The 25,276-nt window shown below is 65.2% G+C and carries 20 protein-coding genes; 12 read left to right on the top strand and 8 right to left on the bottom strand.

What is annotated here, in order from left to right; translation table 11 throughout:
• Positions 1–221: 221 nt before the first annotated feature.
• Positions 222–1,628 carry an MATE family efflux transporter gene (locus tag BIWAKO_RS03415; RefSeq protein ID WP_069877346.1) on the bottom strand — a complete coding sequence of 469 codons (1,407 nt, stop codon included), beginning with the start codon at positions 1,626–1,628 and terminating at the stop codon, positions 222–224.
• Between the two features lie 197 nt (positions 1,629–1,825).
• Between BIWAKO_RS03415 and BIWAKO_RS03410 the strand changes: the two genes are divergently transcribed.
• The 3 genes from BIWAKO_RS03410 (at position 1,826) to BIWAKO_RS03400 (ending at position 6,129) form a co-directional block, all read left to right on the top strand.
• Positions 1,826–3,289, top strand: a complete 1,464-nt coding sequence (locus tag BIWAKO_RS03410) for an amidase (RefSeq protein ID WP_069882129.1) — start codon at positions 1,826–1,828, stop codon at positions 3,287–3,289.
• A 127-nt stretch (positions 3,290–3,416) separates the two neighbouring features.
• Complete coding sequence (locus BIWAKO_RS03405) at positions 3,417–4,646, top strand: Zn-dependent hydrolase (RefSeq protein ID WP_069877345.1); 1,230 nt, start codon at positions 3,417–3,419, stop codon at positions 4,644–4,646.
• Positions 4,647–4,716: 70 nt separating this feature from the next.
• Positions 4,717–6,129 (top strand): amidase, encoded by a 1,413-nt coding sequence (locus BIWAKO_RS03400; protein WP_069882128.1) that lies wholly within the window; start codon positions 4,717–4,719, stop codon positions 6,127–6,129.
• An 18-nt stretch (positions 6,130–6,147) separates the two neighbouring features.
• Here BIWAKO_RS03400 and BIWAKO_RS03395 read toward each other — a convergent pair whose 3' ends face one another.
• Entirely contained in the window at positions 6,148–6,957 is an 810-nt protein-coding gene (locus tag BIWAKO_RS03395; protein WP_176733254.1) for an amidohydrolase family protein, read from the bottom strand.
• Positions 6,958–7,505: 548 nt separating this feature from the next.
• Here BIWAKO_RS03395 and BIWAKO_RS03390 point away from each other — a divergent pair.
• The 7 genes from BIWAKO_RS03390 (at position 7,506) to BIWAKO_RS03360 (ending at position 15,038) form a co-directional block, all read left to right on the top strand.
• Entirely contained in the window at positions 7,506–9,104 is a 1,599-nt protein-coding gene (locus BIWAKO_RS03390; RefSeq protein ID WP_069877343.1) for an ABC transporter substrate-binding protein, read from the top strand.
• Between the two features lie 28 nt (positions 9,105–9,132).
• Entirely contained in the window at positions 9,133–10,074 is a 942-nt protein-coding gene (locus tag BIWAKO_RS03385) for an ABC transporter permease (RefSeq protein WP_069877342.1), read from the top strand.
• Positions 10,071–10,979, top strand: coding sequence for an ABC transporter permease (locus BIWAKO_RS03380; protein ID WP_371331779.1), 909 nt, complete (start codon positions 10,071–10,073; stop codon positions 10,977–10,979). The genes BIWAKO_RS03385 and BIWAKO_RS03380 overlap by 4 nt, the downstream gene beginning before the upstream one ends.
• Before the next feature lie 170 nt (positions 10,980–11,149).
• On the top strand, positions 11,150–12,085 hold the full coding sequence (locus BIWAKO_RS03375; protein ID WP_069877341.1) for an N-carbamoyl-D-amino-acid hydrolase: 936 nt from the start codon (positions 11,150–11,152) through the stop codon (positions 12,083–12,085).
• A gap of 22 nt (positions 12,086–12,107) precedes the next feature.
• On the top strand, positions 12,108–13,277 hold the full coding sequence (locus BIWAKO_RS03370) for an amidohydrolase/deacetylase family metallohydrolase (RefSeq protein ID WP_069877340.1): 1,170 nt from the start codon (positions 12,108–12,110) through the stop codon (positions 13,275–13,277).
• 229 nt (positions 13,278–13,506) lie between these two features.
• A complete protein-coding gene (locus BIWAKO_RS03365) occupies positions 13,507–13,965 on the top strand; it encodes a RidA family protein (RefSeq protein ID WP_069877339.1) in 459 nt (152 codons plus the stop codon).
• A complete protein-coding gene (locus BIWAKO_RS03360; protein WP_069877338.1) occupies positions 13,962–15,038 on the top strand; it encodes a D-TA family PLP-dependent enzyme in 1,077 nt (358 codons plus the stop codon). Before BIWAKO_RS03365 ends, BIWAKO_RS03360 begins: the two co-directional genes overlap by 4 nt.
• 152 nt (positions 15,039–15,190) lie before the next feature.
• On the opposite strand, the gene BIWAKO_RS03355 is transcribed toward BIWAKO_RS03360, so the two are convergent.
• The 6 genes from BIWAKO_RS03355 to BIWAKO_RS03330 form a co-directional block, all read right to left on the bottom strand.
• On the bottom strand, positions 15,191–15,880 hold the full coding sequence (locus tag BIWAKO_RS03355; protein WP_069877337.1) for an OmpW/AlkL family protein: 690 nt from the start codon (positions 15,878–15,880) through the stop codon (positions 15,191–15,193).
• A 226-nt stretch (positions 15,881–16,106) separates the two neighbouring features.
• Positions 16,107–16,835 carry a DUF1028 domain-containing protein gene (locus BIWAKO_RS03350; RefSeq protein ID WP_069877336.1) on the bottom strand — a complete coding sequence of 243 codons (729 nt, stop codon included), beginning with the start codon at positions 16,833–16,835 and terminating at the stop codon, positions 16,107–16,109.
• 13 nt (positions 16,836–16,848) lie between these two features.
• Positions 16,849–18,654, bottom strand: coding sequence for a gamma-glutamyltransferase family protein (locus BIWAKO_RS03345; protein WP_201788682.1), 1,806 nt, complete (start codon positions 18,652–18,654; stop codon positions 16,849–16,851).
• Positions 18,655–18,668: 14 nt separating this feature from the next.
• Positions 18,669–19,559, bottom strand: a complete 891-nt coding sequence (locus tag BIWAKO_RS03340) for an ABC transporter permease (protein ID WP_069877334.1) — start codon at positions 19,557–19,559, stop codon at positions 18,669–18,671.
• Positions 19,556–20,503 (bottom strand): ABC transporter permease, encoded by a 948-nt coding sequence (locus tag BIWAKO_RS03335; RefSeq protein ID WP_069877333.1) that lies wholly within the window; start codon positions 20,501–20,503, stop codon positions 19,556–19,558. The genes BIWAKO_RS03340 and BIWAKO_RS03335 overlap by 4 nt, the downstream gene beginning before the upstream one ends.
• An 88-nt stretch (positions 20,504–20,591) precedes the next feature.
• Complete coding sequence (locus BIWAKO_RS03330; protein WP_069877332.1) at positions 20,592–22,097, bottom strand: ABC transporter substrate-binding protein; 1,506 nt, start codon at positions 22,095–22,097, stop codon at positions 20,592–20,594.
• Between the two features lie 383 nt (positions 22,098–22,480).
• Here BIWAKO_RS03330 and otnK point away from each other — a divergent pair, with 383 nt between their 5' ends.
• Entirely contained in the window at positions 22,481–23,755 is a 1,275-nt protein-coding gene (gene otnK, locus BIWAKO_RS03325) for a 3-oxo-tetronate kinase (RefSeq protein WP_371331772.1), read from the top strand.
• 171 nt (positions 23,756–23,926) lie between these two features.
• The gene (locus BIWAKO_RS03320; protein WP_069877330.1) at positions 23,927–25,261 is read left to right on the top strand and encodes a malonyl-CoA decarboxylase; all 1,335 of its coding nucleotides are present in this window, start codon (positions 23,927–23,929) and stop codon (positions 25,259–25,261) included.
• The last annotated feature ends 15 nt before the right edge of the window (positions 25,262–25,276 follow it).

Here is a 25,276-nt window from a genome sequence, read left to right as displayed (position 1 = left end):
CAAGGCGGAGGGCGTGGCCGTGGGGTGAACACAATGCGGCGGAATTGTGTCTCCGCCGGGCTGTGCTGAATCCGCAACAGCTCGAAAACGCCCGGAAATCGGCTGTGTTATCGGTCGATCAGGCGGATGTGCGGCAATAAATGCAGCGAATCGCGCCAACCCGTCGAAACGGGGGATAGCGCTGGCGGCTTGCTGTGTCCGCCGTGCAATGGCGGTGCAATCTAGCTTGGCGTTGACGCGGGCGCGACCAGCCCGAGCCTTTCGCGCTGCGACCAACGCCACAGCATCAGCACCGCCACCACGGCAAGGCCAGTTGCCAGTCCGATCCAGATTCCACTGCCGGCCAGCGGCGTCCAGAAGCCGAGAGCGGCCGAAAGCGGCAGGCCGATGCCCCAGTAGCCGAGGCCGGCCAGGATCATCGGCACGCGCGTATCGCGCAGGCCCCTGAGGATGCAGGAACCGACCACCTGCGCGCCGTCGGCAATCTGGAAGATCGCTGCGAACAGGAGGAAGCGCATCGCGAGTTCGGCAACGGCCTGCGAACCCGGTTTGCTGGCATCGAGAAAGGGCGCGACCAGCAGGTGCGGAGCCAGCAGCATCACGAGGGCGGTCAGCGTCATGAAGGAGATTGCGAGCACGATCGCAGTGGTGCCTGCACGCGTGATGCCGTCGCGGTCTCCGGCACCATAGGCAAGACCGACACGCACGGTGCCCGCCTGACCGATGCCCATCGGCACCATGAAGGTCAGGGACGCGATCTGAATGGCGATCGCATGCGCGGCGAGCGAGGTCGAGCCGATCAATCCCATCAGGAAGGCGGCGCCGTTGAAGATCACGACCTCGAAGGCGAGCGTCAGGCCAATCGGGAAGCCGAGCCGCCAGAAGGCACGATATCGCGGCCAATCCGGCACCCAGAAGCGCCCGAACAGATGAAACCGCCGGAAACGTCTGTCGACCGAAACGACAATCGCAAGCCCAAGGAACATCAGGGTCGAGGAGAACGCGGTGGCGATCCCTGAACCCGGCAGACCGAGTGCCGGGAAACCAAGCCGCCCGAACATCAGGCACCAGTTGGCGAAGGCATTGAACGCGACGGCGAACAGCACCACCACGAAGGCCCAGAACGGCCGCTGCAAGGCGGCGACGAAGCCCCGCAGGACGAGGTAGCAGAAGAACGGCAGCAGGCTCCATTGCAGCGTGTGGACATAGCTCGCGGCCGCGGCGGCAAGCGCCGGATCCTGGCCCATGGCGCGCAAGATCGCTTCGGCCTGCCAGAGGAACAGCCACATCGGTCCGACCAGTGTCGCTGCGACCCAGAGGCCCTGGCGCACTGTGCGCCGCACGTCGCGCACCGCATGGCGGTTGCGTCCGAGCTCGATCGAGATCATCGGCGCGACCGCAGCCATGACGCCGATGCCGAAGATCAGGACCGCCGTGTAGAGATTGGCGCCGAGCGCTCCGGCCGCGAGCGAGTTGGGGCCAAGATGCCCCATCATCACCACATCGGTTGCCGTCATCGCCGTCTGCGCCACATTGGTGAGCACCATGGGCCAGCTCAGGGCAAGCATGGCCCTGACTTCCGCGAGCCAGGGATGAGAGCGTGCAGTGGGGAGGGCCAGATCGGTCATGGGCTGTCGCTTTTAGCGCCCATTTTCTGTGCAGGACAGCGTCAGCCACGCTGGGGCTGCCCGCGCTCGGCGCGTGAGCATGTCGGACCGGCCCGCTACGCGTTTTCGCGATCCGGCCCCTGCGCAAACGTCGCTACCGGCATTCGGCCATGGCAGCCATCATCACCGGCAAGAAGAAGACAGAGGAACCGTCAGGGATGTCAGATTTGAGAAACGCCGCCACGGCCGGCGACATCGTCGGCCTGGACGCTGTTGCGCTGTCGCACGCGATCCACGCGCGCAAGCTGTCCTGCGCCGAGGTGATGGGTGCCTATCTCGATCAGATCGAGCGGCATAACCCGACGGTCAACGCGCTGGTGGCCCTGCGCGACCGTTCCGATCTGCTGGGGGAAGCCGAAGGGCTGGATCGCGAACTCGCGGCAGGTCGGTCGCGTGGTTGGATGCACGGCTTCCCACAGGCCATCAAGGATCTTGCCGCTGCCAAGGGGTTTGCGACGACGCAAGGCTCGCCGCTCTTCAAGGACGAGATCGCGCAGAGCGATGCCATTTTCGTCGAGCGCATGAAGGCGGCCGGCGCCATCATCATCGGCAAGAGCAACACGCCGGAATTCGGGCTGGGCTCGCAAACCTTCAATCCGGTCTTCGGGGCAACGCGCAACGCCTATGACCAGTCGAAGACCTCGGGGGGCTCGAGCGGTGGCGCTGCCGTTGCGCTGGCGATGCGCATGCTGCCGGTGGCCGACGGCAGCGACCATGCCGGCTCGCTGCGCAATCCGGCTGCCTTCAACAACGTGCTCGGCATGCGGCCGGGCTATGGCCGCGTCCCGTCGAGTGGAGACGAGGTCTTCATTCCGCAGATGGGCGTAGCTGGTCCCATGGCGCGCACGACGCGCGATCTTGCTGCGTTGCTCGCCGTGCAATCCGGCTACGATCCGCGCGTTCCGCTCTCGATCCGCGAGGAGCCGGCCGCCTTCCTGGGCAATCTCAAACGCGACATAGCCGGGCTCCGCATCGGCTGGCTTGGCGATCTCGGTGGGCATCTGCCGATGGAGGATGGCGTCTTGTCGCTTTGCCGCGAAGCCTTGAAGGCCTTCGAGGACATGGGCGCGCGGGTCGAGGAGGCGAGCCTCGGTTTCGACCCCGAAGCCGTCTGGCAGGCCTGGACCAGACTCCGGGCCTGGCAGGTCGGTGCGAGCCTCGCTCCCATCCACGCCGACCCGGCACGACGCGACTTTCTCAAGCCCGAAGCGCGCCACGAGGTCGAGCAGGGCCTCAAGCTCTCGGCCTTCGACGTGATGAAGGCCTCCAATCTGCGCTCGTCCTGGTATCAGCATGTGCGCGGCCTGTTCGGACGCTACGACCTGCTTGTCCTGCCCAGTGCCCAGGTCTTTCCCTTTGCCGTCGAAACCCATTGGCCGCGCGAGATCGCAGGCCGCGCGATGGACACCTATCATCGCTGGATGGAGGTGGTGATCCCTGTGACGATGTCGGGCTGTCCGGCGATCAGTGTCCCGGTCGGCTTCAACGAGGCGGGCTTGCCCATGGGCATGCAGCTCTGGGGCCCCAACCACGCGGAGCGTCTGCTGCTCGAGGCCGCGCAGGCCTATGAGGACGGGACCGGTTGGGTCGAGAAGCGCAAGCCGGCCTTGCTCGCCGGCTGAGCGGGCGGCATCGTTCATGCTTTATGCGTTGGAGCATGCTGCGAGAAAGTGGCGACGGTTTTTCGCGCCACGCATGCTCTGAACCATGATCTAGCGGCCTGGGCCGGCCTTTTGGGAGAGTTGGCGAATGAGCGCGAACCTGCGGATCGACGGGCCACGATTGGTCTCGAGGCTCGAAGCCTTGTCGAAGATCGGCGCGACGCCGGAAGGCGGTTGCCGGCGGCTCGCTCTCTCCGACGAGGACAGGCAGGGGCGCGACTGGCTCGTCGGGCAGATGCAGGCGCTCGGGCTTGACGTGAAGATCGATGCGATCGGCAACGTCGTTGGTATCCTGAAGGGGCGGGAGGAGGGGCCTGCCGTCATCCTCGGCTCCCATATCGACACAGTCGGCACCGGCGGGCGCTTCGATGGCGCACTCGGCGTGATTGCCGGGCTCGAGGTGCTGGCGGCGCTGCGCGATGCAGGATTGCAGCCGAAGCGCGACATGGCGGTGATCGCCTTCACCAATGAAGAGGGCGCCCGATTCCATCCCGACATGCTCGGCTCCTATGTCTGGGCCGGCGGCATGAGCGTGGAAGCGGCCCATGCCGAGAAGGATGCCGAAGGGGCGGTGCTCGGCACCGAATTGAAGCGGATCGGCTATCACGGCCCGGAACGGCCCGGCTTCCTCAAGGCGCATTCCTATCTCGAACTCCATATCGAGCAGGGGCCGGTGCTCGAAGGCGAGGGCGGCGGGCTCGGCGCTGTCACCGGCATCCAGGCCATCACCTGGCTTGAGCTGACGCTGAAGGGCCGGCCGAGCCATGCCGGTACGACGCCGATGGCCTATCGCAGGGATCCTGGGCTTGCGGCTGCGCGCATCAACCTCTTCGCCAATGAGCTGACGGGCAAGATTCCGGGCCAGCTTGCCAATTCCGGCGTCATCCGCGTCGAGCCCGGCAACGTCAACGTGGTGCCGGAAAGCGTGATCATGTCGCTCGACCTGCGCAATCCCAAGGACGCGCTCCTGGCCGAAGCGGAGGCCGCCGTCCGGGCGTTCTGCGCGGAGCTTTCCGAGCGGGACGGCATCCAGATCAGCTTCCGCGATCTTGCCCGCTTTCCGGCTGTCGAGTTCGCCTCGGAGCTGATCTACGGCGTGGAGATGAGCGCAGCCGAACTCGGCCTGCCGATCCGCCGGATGATCTCGGGCGCGGGACACGACGCCCAGATGATGTCGCGCATCTGCCCGACGGCGATGATCTTCATCCCCTCGATTGGCGGCCTCTCGCATAACCCGGCGGAGTTCAGCACCGACGAGGACATGGTCGCCGGCGCCAATGTCCTGCTCAGTGCCGCCTGGCGCGTGGCGAATAACTGATCAAGCGCGGCGCGCGCCGCGAAAGACATCTGCTCCCAGCCTTGATCCTTCCTCCTCACGAGAGATGCCGATGACCGCAATCGCTTCCCTGTCTGCTGTCGCCTTAAGCAAGCTCTATGCTGAGCGCAGCCTCTCGCCGGTCGAGGTCGCCAAGGACGCGCTCGACCGCATCGAGCGTTTCGAGCCTGACATCAACGCCTTCGTCGTACGCGATGCCGAGGTCTCGCTCGCCATGGCCGAGGCCTCGCAGGCACGCTGGCTCAAGGGCGCTCCGCTCGGTCCGCTCGACGGCGTGCCGGTCACGATCAAGGACAATATCGGCGTGAGAGGCTGGCCGATGCGCCGCGGCTCCGCGCTGGCCTCCGGCACGCCCTGGCCTGAAGATGCTCCGGCTGCGGCGCGGTTGCGTGAGGCCGGGACCGTCTTCCTCGGCAAGACGACGATGCCGGAATATGGCTGGAAGGGGGTCGGCGACTCACCGTTCTCTGGCATCACGCGCAATCCCTGGGATGTCCGAACCGGGCCGGGCGGCTCCTCCTCCGGCGCGGCCTCATGCGCAGCGCTCAATCTCGGCTGCATCCATATCGGAACCGACGGTGCCGGATCAGTCCGAATCCCGGCCGCCTTCACCGGTGTCGTCGGCTTGAAGCCGACCTATGGCCGCGTGCCGGCCTATCCCGTTTCGACCATGGGTTTCCTCGCCCATCTCGGCCCGCTGACCCGCACCGTCGCAGACACGGCGCTCGCCATGAACGCGATCGGTCGGCCTGATGGCCGGGACATGACCGCGATGATCGAGCCCCCGCCGGACTACGTTGCGGGCCTTGCCGGTGGCGTAAAGGGCCTGCGCATCGCGTGGTCGCCGCGCCTTGGCGGCAACCATCTCGTCGACCCCGAGATCGCAGCGCTTGTCGCGGCGGCCGCGCTTGCGTTCCGTGAACTGGGTGCGAGCGTCGAGGAGGTCGATCCCGGTTTCGACGATCCGCTTGAGACCTTGATGACATTGTGGTCGGCGGGGGCTGCCCTGGCCCTGCGCGGAGCGGGGCCAGAGAAGCGCGCGCAGATGGACCCGGGTCTCGTGGCCGTGGCGGAGGCTGGCGAGCAGATAGCGGGCTCGGCCTATGTCGACGCCCTGCTCAACCAGCGCAATGCGCTTGCGTATCATATGACGCAGTTCCACGAGCGCTTCGATCTGCTGCTGACGCCGACTTTGCCGCTGCCGGCCTTCGAGGTGGGACGGAATGCCCCCGGCCATGGCCGATATGGCGATGACTGGACGCGCTGGACGCCGTTCACCTACCCGTTCAACATCACACAGGCGCCGGCCATTTCCGTGCCCTGCGGTCTGACATCGGCCGGATTGCCGGCCGGACTGCAGATCGTCGGGCCGTTCGGGCGGGATGCATTGGTTCTGCGCGCGGCCGCAGCGTTTGAAGCGTTGCAGCCCTTCGCGCGTGTCGACGCGCCCGTCACGGTAGCCTGAAGAGCGAAGCCGGGCTTGTCAGGGCCTGGGTTCGGTCAGGCCCAGCAGATTGGCTTGCGCCACCCGTTCCCGGGTTGCCGGGCTGAGCTGGCGGAGGAAGGCCTGGACGCTCTCGAATTTCATCCGCTCGCTTTCCAGCGAGCGGTGGCTTGCGTCTGTCCCGATGATGAAGCGACCCGGCATCGTCTCGATGAGTTCGAGCCATTCCGGCCAGATGCTCCTGCCGTCCTGCAGGATCGTGTAGTCGGGAGAGCGCGGGTGCCTCGGCCAGGTTCGTGCGCTCAGCTCGTAGTAGAGGTTGGGGTGCCGTTCGAGCATCCTGCGGGCCAGGAACAGCGGCGTGTAGCCGCCATGGGCCCAGATCAGGTTCACATCGGGAAAGGCCACGAGCAGCGATGTCAGTTCGCGCATCCGTGTCGACTCGACATGGACCAGGACAGGCACGCGGTATTTGCGCGCCAGGGCCATGATCCCGCTCATCATCGGGCCCGCCGGATCGTAGTCGGCCTCGGGAAACCCGGGCGACGGAAAATGCACTGCCGATATCTCGCCGATACCCTTGAACTGGCCGGTGGCCAGGAGACCGTCGAGCTCCTCGAGCAGCGCCGGGTCCTGATCCTCCCATGCCTTTCGATGAGTCCTGCGCTCCGGAGAAATCGAGGCAAAGCCGATGAAGAGGTCGGGACGGCGCCTGACGGCATCGGCAACCGACCCGTTGTCGCCGTTGCGCCCCCAGAACACGACGGCACGCTTCGCCCCGTAGTGCCGCATCAGTTCGATCTGCATGGCCTCGTCGTTGAGATGGACATGCGCATCGACGAACGGCACCGTTTCGAGTCTTGGTGCCGTGCTTTCCGGCGCGGCCGAGTTCTTTACCCTATTCAGAACGCGGGGCTGATCCTGACCCGATACGCTGGCGCCGAACGAGAGCGCCAATGCGCAGCCCAGAACCAATATCCCCATTGCCAAGCGCATGGACCTGCCCAAAAAACCCGCGTCAACGCCCGAATGCCTAGCAGAAATCTGCCGGCCGACAGAAGTGGGGCGCGTCTGATGCGCGGGGCGTGACCAGCCTGAGCGGGTGCTTCGTCTTTGCCTGCCGGAGTGGACTTTTCGCGAGGTTGGGGAACGGTGCGATCGAGCCGTCCGCGCTCCGATCAAATCGATTTAGCTGACGTTGCGCAATTTTCTGCGGATTTATGCTCGATTGACGCCGGCGCATGGCGTTGGGGGCCAACCGGTACCGTTTGGCACGGACTCTGCAAGCTTTCCAGCCGCGGATTTCGACCGCTGCGGCGTGTTGTCAGGGTGATCTTTCTCGCCCACACTTGCCTCAAGGTCGCCCGTCAGAGGTAGCCGTTTCAGGGGAGAGAGTAATGGATCGCAGGACATTCTTGAAATCTGCCACTGGTGCCGGCGCGCTGGCTGCCACCGGGGGACTTTCCATGCCGGCCTTGTCGCAAGGAGCGGCGGCCAAGACCCTGCGCTTCGTGCCGCAGGCCAATCTCGCGAATTTCGACCCCATCTGGGGTACGCAATATGTCGTCCGCAATGCCGCTGCGCTGGTCTGGGATACGCTCTACGGCATCGACGACAAGTTCCAGCCCCAGCGCCAGATGGTCGAAAGCGAGGAGGTCTCCTCCGATGGTCTGACCTGGACCTTCAAGCTCCGCCCCGGCCTCAAGTTCCATGACGGCGAGCCGGTGCTTGCCAAGGACGTGGTGCAGAGCCTCGTGCGCTGGTCGGCACGCGACCCGATGGGCCTGATGCTCCGCGCCATCCAGAACGAACTGGTTGCCGTCGACGACCGGAGCTGGAAATGGTCGCTGAAGCAGCCCTTCCCGAAGATGCTGCTGGCGCTGGCGAAGAACAACGCACCCTGCTCCTTCATCATGCCGGAGCGCATCGCCAAGACCGATCCGTTCCAGCAGATCACCGAATATGTCGGCTCTGGGCCGATGAAGTTCCTGCGCAATGAGTGGGTGCCGGGCGCCAAGGCGGTTTTCGAGAAGTTCGCCGATTACGTGCCGCGTTCGGAGCAGGCGAACTGGCTCGCCGGCGGCAAGAAGATGCTGGTCGATCGCATCGAGTGGGTGATCATGCCTGACCCGGCGACGGCTGCCGCTGCTCTGCAGAATGGCGAGATCGACTGGTGGGAGACGCCGCTTGCCGATCTCGTGCCGGTGCTCAAGGCCAACAAGAACATCAATGTCGATATCGGCGACCCGCTCGGCAATATCGGCGCCTTCCGGATGAACCACCTGCACCCGCCCTTCAACAATCTGAAGGTGCGCCAGGCCGTGCTGACCGCGCTGAACCAGGAAGACTACATGCGCGCGCTTGTCGGCGAGGACGACAAGCTCTGGAAGCCGCTTCCCGGGTTCTTCACGCCGGGCACCCCGCTCTACACCGAGCAGGGCGGCGACATGCTGAAGATGCGCAACATCGAGGCCGCCAAGAAGCTGCTGGCGGAAGCCGGCTACAAGGGCGAGCCGGTGGTCTGCGTCGTGGCGCAGGACATGTCCGCCACCAAGGCGATGGGCGACGTCACGGCCGATCTGCTCAAGCGCATCGGCATGAATGTCGACTTCGTCGCGACAGACTGGGGCACAGTCGGGTCCCGGCGCGCCCAGAAGACCGGGCCGGGCCAAGGCGGCTGGAGCATGTTCCACACCTGGCATGCTGGCGCCGACTGCATCAATCCGGCCTCGTATACGGCGATCCGCGCGAATGGCGACAAGGCCTGGTTCGGCTGGCCGGACGTGCCTGGCGTCGAGGCCGAGGTGACGAACTGGTTCAATGCCAAGGATATCGCCGAGGAGAAGGCGGCCATGGGCCGGCTCAACCAGGCCGCGGTCCAGAACGTCGTCTACGCGCCGACCGGTTTCTATCTCGGCTACCAGGCCTGGCGGAAGAACGTCTCGGGCGTCGTCAGCGGACCGTTGCCGTTCTTCTGGGGCGTCTCGAAAGCCTGATTTGCAACAATAGGGATACAGCGCCGCGATGTTGGCTTTCATCGTCAGACGCATCATCACGACCATCCCGGTGATGGCTTTCGTGGCGCTGTTCGTCTTTTCTCTCCTCTACATAGCGCCGGGGGACCCGGCGGCGGTCATCGCGGGCGATCAGGCGACGCCCGCGGATGTCGAGAAGATCAGGCTGAGCCTGGGGCTCGACCGCCCTTACCTGATACGGTTCGGCGAGTGGCTGTTCAGGGTGCTGCAGGGTGATCTCGGGACATCGATCTTCACCTCGCTGCCGGTGACGCAGCTCATCTCCCAGCGCATCGAACCGACCGTCTCGCTGATGGTGCTGACGCTGATCTTTGCGGTCGTCATCGCGGTGCCGATGGGGGTGATCGCGGCCTGGAAGGCAGGCACCTGGGTCGACAAATCAGCGATGGCCTTTGCCGTTCTCGGCTTTTCCATCCCGGTCTTCGTCGTTGGCTATCTCCTGGCCTATGTCTTTGCGCTGAAACTCGACTGGCTCCCGGTGCAGGGCTACACGCCGCTCTCGGAAGGGCTGTGGCCCTGGCTCCGGAACCTCATCCTGCCCTCTGTCACGCTCGGCCTCGTCTATATCGCGCTGATCGCCCGCATCACGCGCGCGACGATGCTCGAGGTGCTGCAGCAGGACTACATCCGCACGGCGCGTTCCAAGGGGCTCGGCCAGCGCAGCGTCCTGTTCCTGCATGCGCTGAAGAATGCCGCGATCCCGATCGTGACGATCATCGGCATCGGCATCGCCCTGCTGATCGGCGGTGCCGTGGTGACCGAGAGCGTCTTCGCCATTCCCGGACTGGGCCGGCTGACGGTCGATGCCATCCTGCGGCGCGACTATCCCGTGATTCAGGGCGTCGTCCTGATGTTCAGCTTCGTCTACGTGCTGGTGAACCTCATCATCGATCTGGTCTACACGCTTCTCGATCCGAGGATACGCTATTGACGACGCGCTCCGAGAGCCCTGCCGCGGTCGCGGCTCCCGCTCTGGCCGGGATCGCGCCAGAAAGATCACCCCTGAGAAACCTGCTGCGCTTCATGCGCCGGCACCCCTCGGTCGCGATCGGCGGCGGCCTGTTGCTGCTCATGATCCTCATCGGCATCCTTGCGCCGCTGCTCTGGACTGTCGATCCGACCGCGATCGCGCCGGCCAGGCGCACCAGGATGCCCTCGGAGCAGTACTGGTTCGGCACCGACATGCTCGGGCGCGACATCTATTCCCGCGTCATCTACGGCGCGCGGGTTTCGCTGATCGTCGGCTTCACCGTCGCCATCCTGTCGTCCCTGGTCGGGTTGGCGATCGGCCTTTTCGCAGGCTTCGTGCGCCGGGCTGACGGCATCGTCATGCGCGGCATCGACGGCATGATGTCGATCCCGCCGATCCTGCTGGCGATCGCGCTGATGGCGTTGACGCGCGGCTCGGTCCAGAACGTCATCATCGCCATCACCATTGCCGAAATCCCGCGCGTCGCCCGCCTGGTGCGCGGCGTGGTGCTCAGCCTGCGCGAGCAGCCCTATGTCGAGGCGGCGGTGGCCGCCGGTGCACGCGCACCGCGCATCATCATGCGCCACATCCTGCCGAACACCATCGCGCCGATGACCGTGCAGGCGACCTATATCTGCGCCAGTGCGATGATCGTCGAGGCGATCCTCTCCTTCATCGGCGCCGGCATTCCGCCGGCAACGCCGTCCTGGGGCAATATCATGGCCGAGGGCAGGGCGCTCTGGCAGGTCCGGCCGCATATCGTGCTGTTCCCGGCGGTCTTCCTGTCGATCACGGTGCTTGCCGTGAACCTGCTCGGTGACGGCCTGCGCGACTCGCTCGATCCCCGCCTGGCGAAGAGCCTCTGAGGGGAAGCGCAACCACCATGCCGACTGGCTCTGTCGCAGCGTCCGCAGGCCTCTCACCCCGGATTCGGGGGGGCGGTCTGCGGAAATCCGATAGCGTCCATGCGGGCTGACCGGCTTTCGCCTGCCCTGGATGACCGCGATGCTGGCGGGCGCGCTGAGGAGGAAACAAGGTGAGTCGAATTCTGACGGTGGCCGCAGCCCAGCTCGGCCCCATCCATCGCGATGAAAGCCGCGCTTCGGCCGTCGCCCGCATGATCGCCTTGATGCGCCAGGCCAAGGGGCATGGCTGCGATTTCGTCGTCTATCCAGAGGCCGCCCTGACAGCCTTCTTTCCGCATTGGTGGATGGATGACGAGGACGAGATCGATTCCTATTTCGAGAGCGCCATGCCCTCGAACGAGACGGCACCGCTCTTCGAGGAGGCCGCCCGTCTCGGCATCGGTTTCCATCTCGGCTATCCCGAGCTCGCCTTCGAGGACGGGAGCAAGCGCCGCTTCAACACGGCGGTCCTGGTCGACAAGAGCGGCTCGATCGTCGGCAAGTACCGCAAGATCCATCTGCCCGGACATCCCGAGCACCGGCCGGGCGCTCCCTTCCAGAATCTCGAGAAGCGCTATTTCGAGACCGGCAATCTCGGCTGGCCCGTCTGGCGGACGATGGATGCCAATATCGGCATGATGATCTGCAATGATCGGCGCTGGCCCGAGAGCTATCGCAGCATGGGGCTGCAGGATGTCGAGTTGATCGTGCTCGGCTACAACACGCCCAAGCATAACCCCCCGGCGCCCGACCACGACCGCCTCGGCAATTTCCACAATCAGCTCGTCATGCAGGCTGGTGCCTACCAGAACGCCACCTGGGTTGTCGGCGTGGCCAAGGCGGGGCTCGAGGCGGGCGTCGACCAGATCGGCGGATCCTGCATCATTGCGCCGACCGGCGAGGTCGTGGCCCAGGCCGTCACCGAGGGGGACGAACTCGTCGTCGCCCGCTGTGATCTCGATCTCGGCAAGAGCTACAAGGCATCCACATTCAATTTCGCCCGCCACCGCGAGCCGGAGCATTACCGGATGATCGTGGAGCGCAAGGGCGCTATCTCACCGCTCTGAGTTTGCCGTCAAAGGACCAGTCATGAACCACGATCTCATCCTGAAAGGCGGGCGGGTCATCGATCCCTCGCAGAAGCATGACGGCATTCTCGATGTCGCCTTCACCGACGGCAAGGTCTCGGGCTTCGGCAAGGACCTGAAGGGCGGCGCCGATACTGAAGTTCGCGATGTCTCGGGCTATATCGTTTCGCCCGGCCTGATCGACCTCCACACCCATGTCTATTGGGGCGGCACCTCGCTCGGCATCGATGCCGACGAGTTCTGCCGCGTGTCCGGCGTCACCACCTCGGTCGACACCGGCAGCGCGGGACCGGGCAACTGGGCCGGCTTCCGCAAGCATGTGATCGAGCAGAGCCAGGCCCGGATTCTGGCCTATCTCCATGTCTCGCATGCCGGCATCTACGGCTTCGATCATCGCGTCATGGTCGGCGAGAGCGGCGACCTGCGCATGATGAATCCGATCGATTGCGTCGAAGTCGCCGACGCCAATCGCGACTATATCGTCGGCATCAAGGTTCGCGTCGGTCTGCATGCGTCGGGCACGTCCGGGACGGTGCCTCTGAACATCGCGCTGCAGGTGGCCAACGAGGTCGGCATGCCGCTGATGTGCCATATCGACCATCCGCCGCCATCCTATGAGGAAGTCATCGGCATGCTGCGGCCGGGCGACGTACTGACCCATGCCTTCCGGCCCTTCCCGAACGCGCCCGCGACCGCGCAGGGCACGGTGAAGCCGGAGGTGCTCGCTGCCCGCAAACGTGGTGTCATCTTCGATATCGGCCATGGCAAGGGCTCGTTCTCGTTCAAGACGACGCGCGCCATGCTTGCCAATGGCTTCGAACCGGATGTGATCTCGTCGGACGTTCACAAGCTCTGCATCGACGGCCCGGCCTATGACCAGGTCACCACCATGTCGAAGTTCCTCTGCATGGGCATGAGCCTGAACAACGTCATCGCGGCCTCGACCGTGAATGCCGCCATGGCGCTGAAGCGTCCTGAGTATGGCTCGCTGAGGGTCGGTTCGCTGGGCGACGCCACCATCCTCACCGTCAAGGAAGGCAAATTCGACTATGTCGACGTCGTCGGGGAGCACCTGATCGGCGACAAGAAGTTCGTCTCGGAGGGTGTGGTGCTGAAGGGCAAGTGGTGGCACCCGAAGCGCACGAACAAGTTCAAGAAGGTGGCGGCCTGAGGCATCGGCTCGAAAAGAGGTTGCGGTTTTCGGCCAAGCCGATGCAATCACGGAAACGCCGATGCAAACACGCAAAGGTCAGATCATCGGACGGGATCCGATGATCCAGGCCCCGACGCCCTGCCGTCATGCCCGGGCTTGACCCGGGCATCTCGCGCCGGATTTGCGCGGGGTCGCGCTACGTGCCGTCCGGGTAATGACGCGTCTCAATAACGATAGAGGAAACACCATGTCTGCCGAAGCCAGGCTCAAGGAACTCGGGCTGACACTGCCCAACGTCGCGACGCCGGTCGCCAACTATGTCCGCTTCAAGCGGGCTGGCGATATCGTCTATCTCTCCGGCCAGGGGCCGCGCCGGGCCGATGGCAGCTATCCGACCGGCAAGGTCGGCGCCAACGTCACGGTCGAAGAGGCGTATGAGCACGCCAAGCAGACCGGACTTGGTCTGCTCGCGGCTATGCAGGAGGCCGCCGGTTCGCTCGACAAGGTCGAGGTCATCAAGCTGCTCGGCATGGTCAATGCGGTGCCGGATTTCGCTGAACAGCCCAAGGTGATTAACGGCTGCTCGGACCTGTTCGTCGCCGTTCTCGGCGAGAACGGCCGTCACGCCCGCTCGGCCGTGGGCCTGGGCTCGCTGCCCAACAACATGACCGTCGAGATCGAAGTCATCATCCGGGTGCTGCCATGACCGCGCTTGCCGAGGAAATTGCCCGCGTCTACGGCACGCCAGCCGTCGTCATCGATCTCGACAAGGTCGAGGCCAATATCGCGCGTCTCCAGGCCGCCTGCGACGCCGCCGGCGTCGCCAATCGTCCGCATATCAAGACGCATAAATCGCCCGAGCTCGCGCGCCTGCAGCGTGAGGCCGGCGCCCGCGGCATCACCTGCCAGAAGCTCGGCGAGGCCGAAGTCATGGCCGATGGCGGCCTCGACGACATCATGATCAGCTACAACATCCTCGGCGAGGAGAAGCTTGGGCGCCTCGGCGCGCTTCAACGCCGGGTGCGGATGATCGTCGCGGCCGACAATCCCGTCACCATCGCCGGCCTGCCGACGGCTGCCGAGATCGCCGGGCGTGACCTCGAGGTCGTGGTCGAATGCGACACCGGGCGCCAGCGCGCCGGCGTCGAGACACCCGGTGAGGCGGTCGAGCTTGCGAAGATGATCGCCGGTTCCAAGGGCCTGCGCTTTGCGGGCTTCCTGATGTATCCGCCGGAGGATGGCTGGGACCGGACGCAAGCGTTCCTCGACACGGCCAATGCGGGCCTGCGCGATGCGGGGCTCGAGGCCGGCATCGTCTCGACCGGTGGCTCGCCCAATATTCCGAATATCGGCAAGCTGAAGGGCGCGACCGAGCACCGTGCCGGTACCTCGATCTTCAACGACCGCATGCAGGTCGCGGCGGGCGTCGCCAGCCTCGATGACTGCGCGCTCACGGTCTATGCGACGGTGGTGAGCCGCGCCGGCCCGGAGCGCGGCATCCTCGATTCAGGGTCCAAGACGCTGACGAGCGATACAGGCGGCCTCGAAGGGCACGGCTATATTCTGGAGTATCCCTCAGCCAAGATCGCCAAATTCGCCGAGGAGCATGGCTTCCTCGACCTTGCCGCCTCGAATGAGCGGCCGAAGGTCGGCGAGATCGTCCGGATCGTGCCGAACCATGTCTGCGTCGTCGTCAACATGGTCGACAGGCTGATCACGGTGCGCGGCGACAAGCTGATCGGCGAACTGCCGGTCGCGGCGCGCGGCAGGCTGACCTGATACGCCAGGATCATCGGACCCGACCGCGTCGCCGGTCCGATGATCCTGCCTTCTGTGTCTGCATCGGCTTTCCCAAGCCGCAATCCACTTTCGGAACCGATTCTCAAGGCTCCCTCGCCGCGTCCGGCGGGGGAGCCTGAACATTATTCAGCTCAGAATTTGTAGGTGACGCCTGTCCCGATCAGCCAGGGATCGATCTTGACCTTGCCGCTGACCAGGCCGTTGTTCACCTTGACCTTCGGCTCGAGGAAGATCTTCTTCACGTCGAAGTTGATGCCCCAGTGTTCGTCGATCATGTAGTCGAAGCCGGCCTGCAGGGCGAGGCCGAAGCTGTCCTTCAGATCGAAATCGGTGAAGCCGCCCTTGGCCTTCTCGTTGAAGAAGACCGTGTAGTTCACGCCGGCGCCGACATAGGGCTTGATGCGCCCAAGATCGGTGAAGTGATATTGTAGCATCAGCGTCGGCGGCAGCAGCCAGGCTGAGCCGATACGAGCGCCAGCAAGAGCGCCAGCGCCTTTGACGCGATGCGGGGTGACGCCGAGGATCAGTTCAGCGGCGGTGTTCTTCGTGAAGAAGTAGCTGATGTCGAGTTCGGGCACGACCGAGGTCGAGATGCTGACATCGGCGCCGGGAACAGTGACGCCGCCGATCCGGAGCGAGGCATCCTCCTGCGGTACCACGACGAGTGCGCGCCCGCGGATCATCCAGGGGCTCCATTGCGCCAGAATCGGCGCGACGGGTTGCACCTTGTAGGAGGGCAGGTCGGCGGCCTGTGCGCCTGTCGGGGCGGTGCCCGCGAGCAGGACGGCGCTCAGAACGGTCGGGAGAAGGCGTGTCGTCATGGTGGTCCCCAGCTGCTGCCGGTGGGCGACTCGATCCATCACAACGCGCCCGGCCGGTCGGACCGTTCTTCGCCAGCGCTCGGGGAAAGTGTTTGATCTGCGTCAAGATGGAGACAGGGCTGCCGACGAACACGACGCCCTGTTGCAGCATTGACGCAGAGATTGTGCTCGGGTCCATCAGAAGCCGGAGCGAGGCACTGTGCTACGCCCCGGACCGCCGGAGGGCTCAGCTCTCGGGATGCCTCGCGTTCCACGCGGCAGCATAGTCGCTGCACAGCCGATCGAGCTCGGTACGGTCCGTGATCCCCGCCGGTCGGGCACGAGACGGCGAGGCGGCCTGGTAGGGCACGGAGCGCTGGTGCGCGATGCGCCAGAGCCGCCGCAGTTCGGCGAGCGGGTCTGCGTGATCGTCGACGCGGATGTCGAAGCTCGGAAAGGCATCGGTCGACCAGATCCGGATCGCACAGGACTGGCGACCCCGCTTGTCGCCGCCGGCCCGCTCTCCGGCCTCGAGCGCTACCAGCAAGCGCTCGTCGAAATCGAGCGCCGAGGCCGCGATATAGGCCTTCAGCGTTTCCTCGATCACCTGCGGCCCGGCGAGCATGTTGCCAGCCACGGAGACCTGCGGTCCTTCGACCGAGCCGCACCAATCGACGCAGGCAGAACCGGTATGAGCGGCAATCTTGCCATCCCGGTCGATGATGTGCAGCTGGCGATGATTGCGTCCCTCATCGGCTGCGGTGAGGTTGGCGACGATCTCGGCCGCCGGGCGGCCTTCGAGCAGAAGCCGCAGGCCATCGACGCCATAGAGCGGGTTGAGGAAGGCCTGTGTGGCAAGCGCGCCCGTGCGAGCCGCGCCGTGCGGCACGCGCGAGCCGACGGCGAAGGCACAGGTGGAGACCGCGACGCCATAAGCGCCTGTCGCCGCGTCACGGGCGACAATGGACCATGTCATGGAGCAATCCCTCTCAGCGGCCGGCGGCGTAGGCCTGCATCAGACGTGGCGTCGCTGCGGCACGCAAGAGGCCATTGCTGCTCTTCTCCGCGGCGGTCAGGCGCCCGACGGTCCAGGCCGGAGCCTTCTCGAGATCATGGCCGCGCTGGACGAGATCGGCGATCGCTGCGGCACCGATGCTCTCCTCGACCGTGAGATGCCCAGGCCGCGCTTCGCGCGGATAGAAGGTCGAGGGGAAGTGCTGCGTGTGGAACAGCGGCAGGTCGATCGCCTCCTGCAGGTTCAGGCCGTGATGCACCCGGCGCAGGAACATGCCGAGCTGCCATTGCTCCTGCTGGTCGCCGCCCGGCGTGCCGAAAGCCAGGCGCGGTTCGCCATTCTCGAAGGCGAGCGTCGGCGTCAGCGTGGTGCGTGGGCGCTTCAGAGGCGCGAGCGAGGCCGGCAGGCCCTCTTCCAGCCAGAATGCCTGCGCGCGCGAGTTCAGGGGGAAGCCGAGCTCGGGGATGACCGGCGAGGATTGCAGCCAGCCGCCAGACGGCGTGGCGGCGATCATGTTGCCCCATTTGTCGATCACGTCGATATGAACGGTATCGCCGCGCTTCGACGATGCAACCATCGAGGCGAGCGTCGGCTCGCCGACGGTTGCGCCGCCGGCGCCGCTCTGCCCGGCGATGCGGATATTCGCCAGCATCTTGCCGACCTGCTCCTCGAAGCCGGGGATCATGCCGGGGCGCAGTTCATGCGACGCCTTGTCGGTGATGAGATTGCGCCGGCCACGGGCGTAATCCTCCGAAAGCAGCGTCGCCATCGGCACCTTCACGAAATCCGGATCGCCGTAATAGGCCTCACGATCGGCGAAGGCGAGTTTCATCGCCTCGGTGACGTGATGGATGAATTCCGGGCTGGCAGGCCCCATCGCGCCGAGATCGATGCCTTCCAGGATCTTCAGCGTCTGCAGGAAGACGGGGCCCTGGCCCCAGGGACCGATCTTGAAGACCTCCCATCCGTGATAGTTGACGCTCGCGGGCGTCTCGTAGGTCGGCTTCCAGCGCGCCATGTCGTCGGCGGTGAGCAGGCCTTTGTGGCGACGGCCCGAGGAATCGATCGCCTCGGTCGTGCGGCAGAATCTGTCCATCGCCTCCGCGACGAAGCCCTTGTACCAGGTGTCGTAGGCAGCCTCGAGCTGCTTCTCGCGCGAGCCGCCGGCCGCTTCCGCCTCCGCCAGAATGCGCTTGTAGGTTTCGGCAGCCGCCACGTTGCGGAAGAGTTCCTTGCCCTTCGGCACGTTGCCGCCCGGCAGATAGACGGCCCCCGAGGTCGGCCACTCCTCGGTGAAGAGATCGGTCAAGGTCCCGATCGTGTCGGAAACACGCGGCAGCATCGGATGGCCGTTCTCGAAATAGCCGATCGCCGGCTCGAGCACTTCACGCAGCGACAGGCGGCCATGGTCGCGCAGCAGCGTCATCCAGCCACCAAAGGCGCCGGGCACGACCGTCGAGAGCAGTCCCGAGCCGGGGATCAGGTCGAGGCCGAGTTCCTTGAAGGCCTCGATGGTGGCTGCCTGGGGAGCCGGGCCCTGCGCGCAGATGACTTCGACTTTCTTCGTCTCGGCCGAATAGAATACGGCCGGCATGTCGCCCGCCGGACCGACCAGATGCGGTTCGACGACCTGAAGCACGAAGGCTGCGGCGGCGCAGGCATCGAAGGCGTTGCCGCCCTTTTCCAGCATGGCCATGCCGGATGCTGTCGCCAGCCAATGCGTCGAGGTGACGACACCGAAGGTGCCGAGGATTTCAGGGCGGGTCGTGAACATGGTGATATCCCTAGACTTGCTTAGTGTTCTTTGGGGTCGAGCGCGTCCCGCAGGCCGTCGCCGAGCAGGTTGAAGCCGAGAACGGCGAAGAAGATGGCGATGCCGGGCGCCACCGACATCCACGGCGCCTGCTCCATGAAGTTCTTGGCGACGTTGAGCATCTGCCCCCAGGACGGTGCAGGAGGTTGCTGGCCGAGGCCGAGGAAGGAGAGGGACGCTTCCAGGATGATGGCCTGGGCCATGAACAGGGTGGATTGCACGACGATCGGCGAAAGCGTGTTCGGCAGGACGTGGAGGAACAGGATCCGCATGTCGCGGGCGCCGATCGCGCGCGTTCCCTCGATAAAGTCCTCGGCCTTGATGCTGAGCACCTGGCCCCTGATCAGCCGGATGAAGATCGGTACGGCCGAAAGGCCGATCGCGATCATGGCGTTGGTCAAGGAGGGGCCGAGGATCGCCGCAAACGCAATCGCGACGATCAGGAAGGGGCAGGCCAGCATCGCTTCGGTGACGCGCGAAATGGCGATGTCGATCCAGCCGCCATACCAGCCCGCCAGCAGTCCGAACGGTACGCCGACCGCCAACGCGATCGAGACCGAGAAGATGCCGGCCAGCAGCGAGGTTTGCGCGCCATAGAACAGGCGGGACAACTGGTCGCGGCCGAGTTCGTCGGTGCCGAACCAGTGCAGTGCCGAAGGCGGCTTCCGAATGGCGAGGAAGTTCGACTTCAACGGGTCTGCGAGCGGCAACAATGGCGCCAGGATGGCCATCAGCACGAAGATCAGCACGAGCGCCCCGCCGATCTGGGCGGAGCGGTTGTGCAGCAGTTTCGTCCAGGCACGCGGGCTTCGCGTGGGCAATGGGTCCGATGCGCCGGTCGGGGACGGGCGGTCCAATGCGATATTCGTCATTGGCCGTCCCTCAGGCGCGGGTTGACGAGGATATAGAGCAGATCGGCGAGCAGGTTCATCAGGATGAAGCCGATGGCGGTGCACAGGACGACGCCTTGCACCACGCCATAGTCGCGATTGAACACGGCGTCGATAATCAGCTTGCCGAAGCCGGGAATCGTGAAGACCTGTTCGGTCAGCACAGCTCCGGCCAACAGCTCACCGAAGAGCAGCGTCGACAGGGTGATGATCGGGATCAGCGCATTGCGCAGGGCATGGCGGTTGACGACCGCGTCCTCGTCGAGCCCCTTGGCGCGCGCGGTGCGGACATAGTCTGACTGCAGGACCTCCAGCATCGCAGCACGCGTATGGCGCATCAGGAAGGCAGCGAGCCCGCCGCCGAGCACAAAGGCGGGCATGATCAGCCGCTCGATCGCGCCGATCGGGTTGGTGAAAATCGGCTCATATCCTGACGCCGGCAGCAGCTTGAGCTCCACCGAGACGAGCAGGATCAGCATGATGCCGAGCCAGAAATTCGGGATCGAGAGCCCCGACAACGCGAGCGCACTGGCGGAATAGTCGAGGGCAGTCCCCTTGTTGCGGGCGGCGATGATGCCTGCCGGGACGCCGATCGCGACGGCGACGAGGATCGAGGCCGTGGCGAGCTGGATGGTGACAGGCAGCTTTTGCAGGATCAGCCCGAGCACCGGCTCGCCGGTTCGCAGCGAGCGACCGAAATCGCCCTGCACGACCTGGCCGAGCCAGGCGAAGAACTGGACGACGATCGGATCGTCCATCCGGTAGATTTCGCGCAGCCGGGCGATCACCTCCGGATCACGTTCCTCGCCGGCGATGACGAGGAACGGATCGCCGGGCAAGGCTCGCTGCAGGGCGAAGACGAACAGGGACACCAGAAAGAGTGTCGGGATCGCGATCAGGACGCGGCGGCCGATCAGGGTCAGCATGGGGGCGCCCCAAGCCCGGCCGCCATTCCGGTCGACATCACGGTCGACCGGGGCTGACGAAGGTGTCGTGTTCGAGAAGAGGCGTTCATCACTTCTTCTTCAACCCGGCGAGGCGGATCATGCCGTCGGGATTGATCACGAAGCCATCGATGCTGGAGCGCAGCGCGAAGAACACTGTCTGGTTGTAGAGATAGACGATCGGCAACTCGTCCTGCAGGATTGCCTGCGCCGCGTCGTAGAGCTTCTTGCGCTCGGCCACGTCGTAGGCGGTGCGGGCCTGGTCGAGCAGCTTGTCGACCTCCGGATTGCTGTAGCGCCCGTCGTTCTGGTTGCCCTTCGTCGTCACGAACTGGTGGATATTGCCATCCGGGTCGATGCGGCCGGACCAGCCGATGCGGCTCATCTGGAACTTGCCCTGCTGCTGGTCGCGCAGCTGGCTCGCGAACTCGCTCGATTTAATCTGGATGTCGATGCCGGCTTCCTGGGCCATCGCCTGAATGACCTGGCCAAGCTGAGCGTCGACGGGGTTGTTGGTGACGAAGAGCTCGGCCGAGACCTTTTCAGCACCGGCTGCCTTGAGCAGCGCCTTCGCCTTGGCGACGTCGCGCGCCGGCACCGGGAAATCGGCGCTGAGATAGGGGTTGCCGGGATTGAAGGGCTGGATCATCGGCTCGTACAGCCCTTCGAACACGACCTGGCTCAGGACCTTGCGGTCGATCGCGAGCGACAGGGCCTGGCGGACGCGCTTGTCCTTGCCCATCGGCTGGCTCGCCGCCTCGCCATTGGACGTGTTGATGGTGATGCCCTGGTAGCCGAGATTGGATGTGCTCGCGATCTTGAGCGACTTGTCGCCCCGGGCTCCAGGCACGTCCGTCGGCGCAAGGCGCTCGAGCATGTCGAGTTCGCCGGCCCGCAGATTGGCGAGACGCACGGTGGTGTCGGGGATCGAACGATAGAGCACCCGGTCGAACTGGTAGTTCGCGGCCTCCCAATGCTCCTTGAACTTCTCCAGCACGATGCGATCGTTCTGGACGCGCTCGACGAACTTGTAGGGGCCGGAGCAGATCGGCTTGGCGCCGACATCGCCGCTGAGGCTCTTGGGAGCCAGCATCATGCCGGCGCGGTCGGTCAATTGGGCAAGCAGGGTCGCGTCGGGGCGCTTGAGCTTCAGCACGAGCGTGGTGGCATCGACGGCCTCGACACTGTCGACCGAGGCGAGTTCCGATTTCCGCAGGGAGTCCGGCAGCGTCCGCGCCCGCTCCAGATTGGCCTTCGCGGCTTCGGCATTGAAGGGCTCGCCGTCATGGAACTTCGCATCGCTGCGCAGCTTCATGGTCAGCGTCAGCCCGTCAGGGGAGAATGACCATTCGGTCGCCAGCCGCGGGACGAGCTTGAGGTCCGGTGTGATGTCGAGCAGCCGGTCGCACAGCCCCATGAAGACGATGCGACCGACGAAGGTGCGCGCCTTGTGGGGATCGAGCACGTCGGGGTCTTCCTGCAGGCCGACACGCAGCGTGTTCGGCGCCTGCGCCATGGCTGGCAGGCTCGCTATCGTCAGGAAGGTCGCTGAAACCAGCGCGGCAAGGAGCTTCATCGATTTTCCCCTGTTGGATTTTCTGTGTGTGAGGCGCGTTCGCGCGGCCGGATGGTGATGAGGCGCGTGTGCCTGCGGATGCAGGCCGTTTGCGTCGCTAGGGCGATATGCAGAATCCGAAAGCGAAGAGCCTCCCGGGTTGGTCCCGTTCAGCACCAAGTTGGCGCAAGTTTCGGCGGCCGTCGATCATGCGCTGCATCATTCTTGCGGAGTATTGTTCCCGGGTCGCCGTTCGGCTTGTATGCAAGTTGGCGGCCAAGCTCTCCGCTTCTGGCTGAGGCCGGCATGTCCGGGCTACGCGCGCGCAGGGCATGATCTCTGCTATGCACTGCGCCAGACTGATACGGGTATCAGGCGCAGTTTGTATGCGCTGGAAACAGGGAATGGGACGGATGCTTCTGGGTGTGATTGCCGACGACATGACGGGTGCGACCGACGTCGCCCTGATGCTGAACCGGGCCGGGATGCGGACGGTTCAGGTGATCGGCGCGCCATCGGCCAATGCAACCCTGCCGGAGGCCGATGCGGTCGTCGTCGCGCTGAAGTCGCGCACCAATCCGGTTTCGGAAGCGGTGGCGCAGTCGCTCGCCGCCTGCGAGGCGCTGCTCGCCGCCGGTGCGCGCCAGATCCTGTTCAAATATTGCTCGACCTTCGACTCGACCCCGCATGGCAATATCGGCCCCGTGGCGGACGCGCTGATGCGCCGGCTCGGCGCGGAAAGCGTCATCATTTGCCCGGCCTTTCCGGCGAATGGCCGCTCGATCTATCAGGGTTATCTCTTCGTCGGCTCCGTGCCTCTGCATGAGAGCTCGATGAAGGACCACCCGCTGACGCCGATGCGGGATTCAAACCTGATGCGCCTGATGGAGGCACAGACCGAGACCCCGGTCGGCCATATCGGATACGCCGCGGTCCTGGCTGGGGCCGACGCAGTCAAGAACCGGCTGGTGGAGCTGGCGGGGCAGGGCGTGCGCTATGTCGTGACCGACGCGCTCACCAATGACGACCTGATGGTGCTGGGCGCTGCTGTCGACGGAGCGATCCTGCTGACCGGCGGCTCCGGCATCGCGATGGGGCTGCCGCAGAACTTCCGCAAGGCAGGGCTGTTGCCGGATCGCGATATTGCGGCCCATCTCGAGGCGCCCGAGGGGCGGGCTGGGATTATCTCGGGCAGCTGCTCCACCGCCACGCGCGGGCAGATCAAGGCGGCGCTTGAAGCCGGATACCCCGCGCTGAAGGTCGACCCGCTCGCTCTGGCCACAGGCGAGCAGACGGCACGAATCCTGGCCGATTGGGCGCTGGCGCAACCAGCCGATCGACCCTTTCTCGTCTATTCCAGCGATGACCCGGCCGAAGTCGCCGCGATCCAGGGGCAGCTCGGCCGCGACAAGGCCGGTGAGATCGTCGAGCAGGCTTTCGCTGAAACGGCGCGCCTCCTGGCCAAGGGCGGTGTCACGCGCCTGCTCGTCGCTGGTGGCGAGACCTCGGGCGCCGTTGTCCAGGGCCTCGGCATTCAGACGCTCGAGATTGGCCCCGAGATCGACCCCGGTGTGCCGTGGACCCGCGTCGTCGGTAGGCCCGCGATGGCGGTTGCCCTGAAATCCGGGAATTTCGGCGCGCCCGATTTCTTCCTGAAGGCGTGGAGCCTGCTCCGCTAGGGCATCGGACCGGATATCGTACCGGTCCGATGACCTAGCCCCTATGTTTGCATCGGCCCTTCCGAAAACCGCAATCCACTTTTCGGGCCGATGCTCTAACTCGGGCAGGCCATTCATTCCGGCGCAGCAAAACTCGTATAGGATTGCCCCACGACGGCAGCGGAGACGGGGATGGACATGGCGTTTCTCGGCGAACTCCTGACGAGCGTGGCGGGCCGTGGCCGCGCACTGATCGGCCTTGAGCGTTTTGCCGGGAACCGCAATCGGTCGCTTGACCGGCTCTGCGAAGACCTGCTGTCTGGGCGCGGCGAGGCTTCCGGCATGGCGTTGGCGCAGGCCGTTCTCGACCAGTGGGAACGGCTCGATCCGCCGGGACGCCTCGGTTTCTTCCGCCTGCTGCAGGATCGCTTCGGTCCGGATCAGGAGAAGTTGAGCGCCGCCATCGCGCGCTACCAGAGTGAGCCGGATGCGGCTGCGATCGCAGCATTGCACATTGCCTCCGAGCCGCGCCGGCAGGAACTCTTCCGCCGCCTCAACCTCGCGCCCGGCGGCACTCATGTGCTGGTCCGCATGCGGGAGGCGTTGTTCGAGGCGATCGAGGCCGACCCGGCCCTGAAGCCGGTCGATGATGATTTCCGGCATCTCTTCGGCTCCTGGTTCAATCGCGGCTTCCTGGTCTTGCGCCGCATCGACTGGCACACACCGGCCAATGTGCTGGAGAAGGTTATCCGCTACGAGGCGGTGCACGAGATTCAGGGCTGGGACGATCTGCGCCGCAGGCTCGAACCGGCGGACAGGCGCTGTTTCGCCTTCTTCCATCCGCAGCTCGTCGATGAGCCGCTGATCTTCGTCGAGGTTGCGCTGACGGGCGCGATCCCGCGCAGCATCGCCGAAGTCCTGAGTGAAGAGCGCGAGGTCCTCCCGGCCCAGAATGCGTCCACCGCGGTGTTCTATTCAATCTCGAACTGCCAGGAGGGGCTGCGTGGCATTTCCTTCGGCAATTTCCTGATCAAGCAGGTCGCCGAGGATCTGAAGCGCGAACTGCCTGGGCTGGATACCTTCGTCACTCTTTCGCCGGTTCCCGGTTTCGCGCGCTGGCTCGCGGGCGTCGTCGCCGAGCCTGGTGACCCGCTGCTCACCAATGAGGAACTCTCCGAGCTTGCGCGCCCGGTCGGCGAGACGATTGCGCTCGACGAGCCGGAGAGGGCGCGGCGCGACAAGCTGCTGGGCCAGATGGCGGCGCAGTATCTGCTGCGCGCTCGTGCATCGTCTGGACGGATCATCGACCCTGTCGCGCGCTTCCATCTCGGTAACGGCGCAAGGCTGGAACGCATCAATATCGGCGGCAATCTCTCGGCGCGGGGCTTGCGCGAGTCGCACGGCGTGATGGTCAATTACCGCTATGATCTCGACGATATCGAAGCCAATCACGAGGCCTTCGCCAGCCGCAACACCGTCGTCGCTTCGTCCGCCGTTCGCAAGCTGCTCCGTCCCGTCTCCGCCTGAACGAAAACCTGAGAC

This window comes from Bosea sp. BIWAKO-01, from assembly GCF_001748145.1.
GTDB lineage: Bacteria > Pseudomonadota > Alphaproteobacteria > Rhizobiales > Beijerinckiaceae > Allobosea.
The sequence above is the reverse complement of the archived record's forward strand: the minus strand, read 5'-3'. Positions and strand labels throughout refer to the sequence as shown.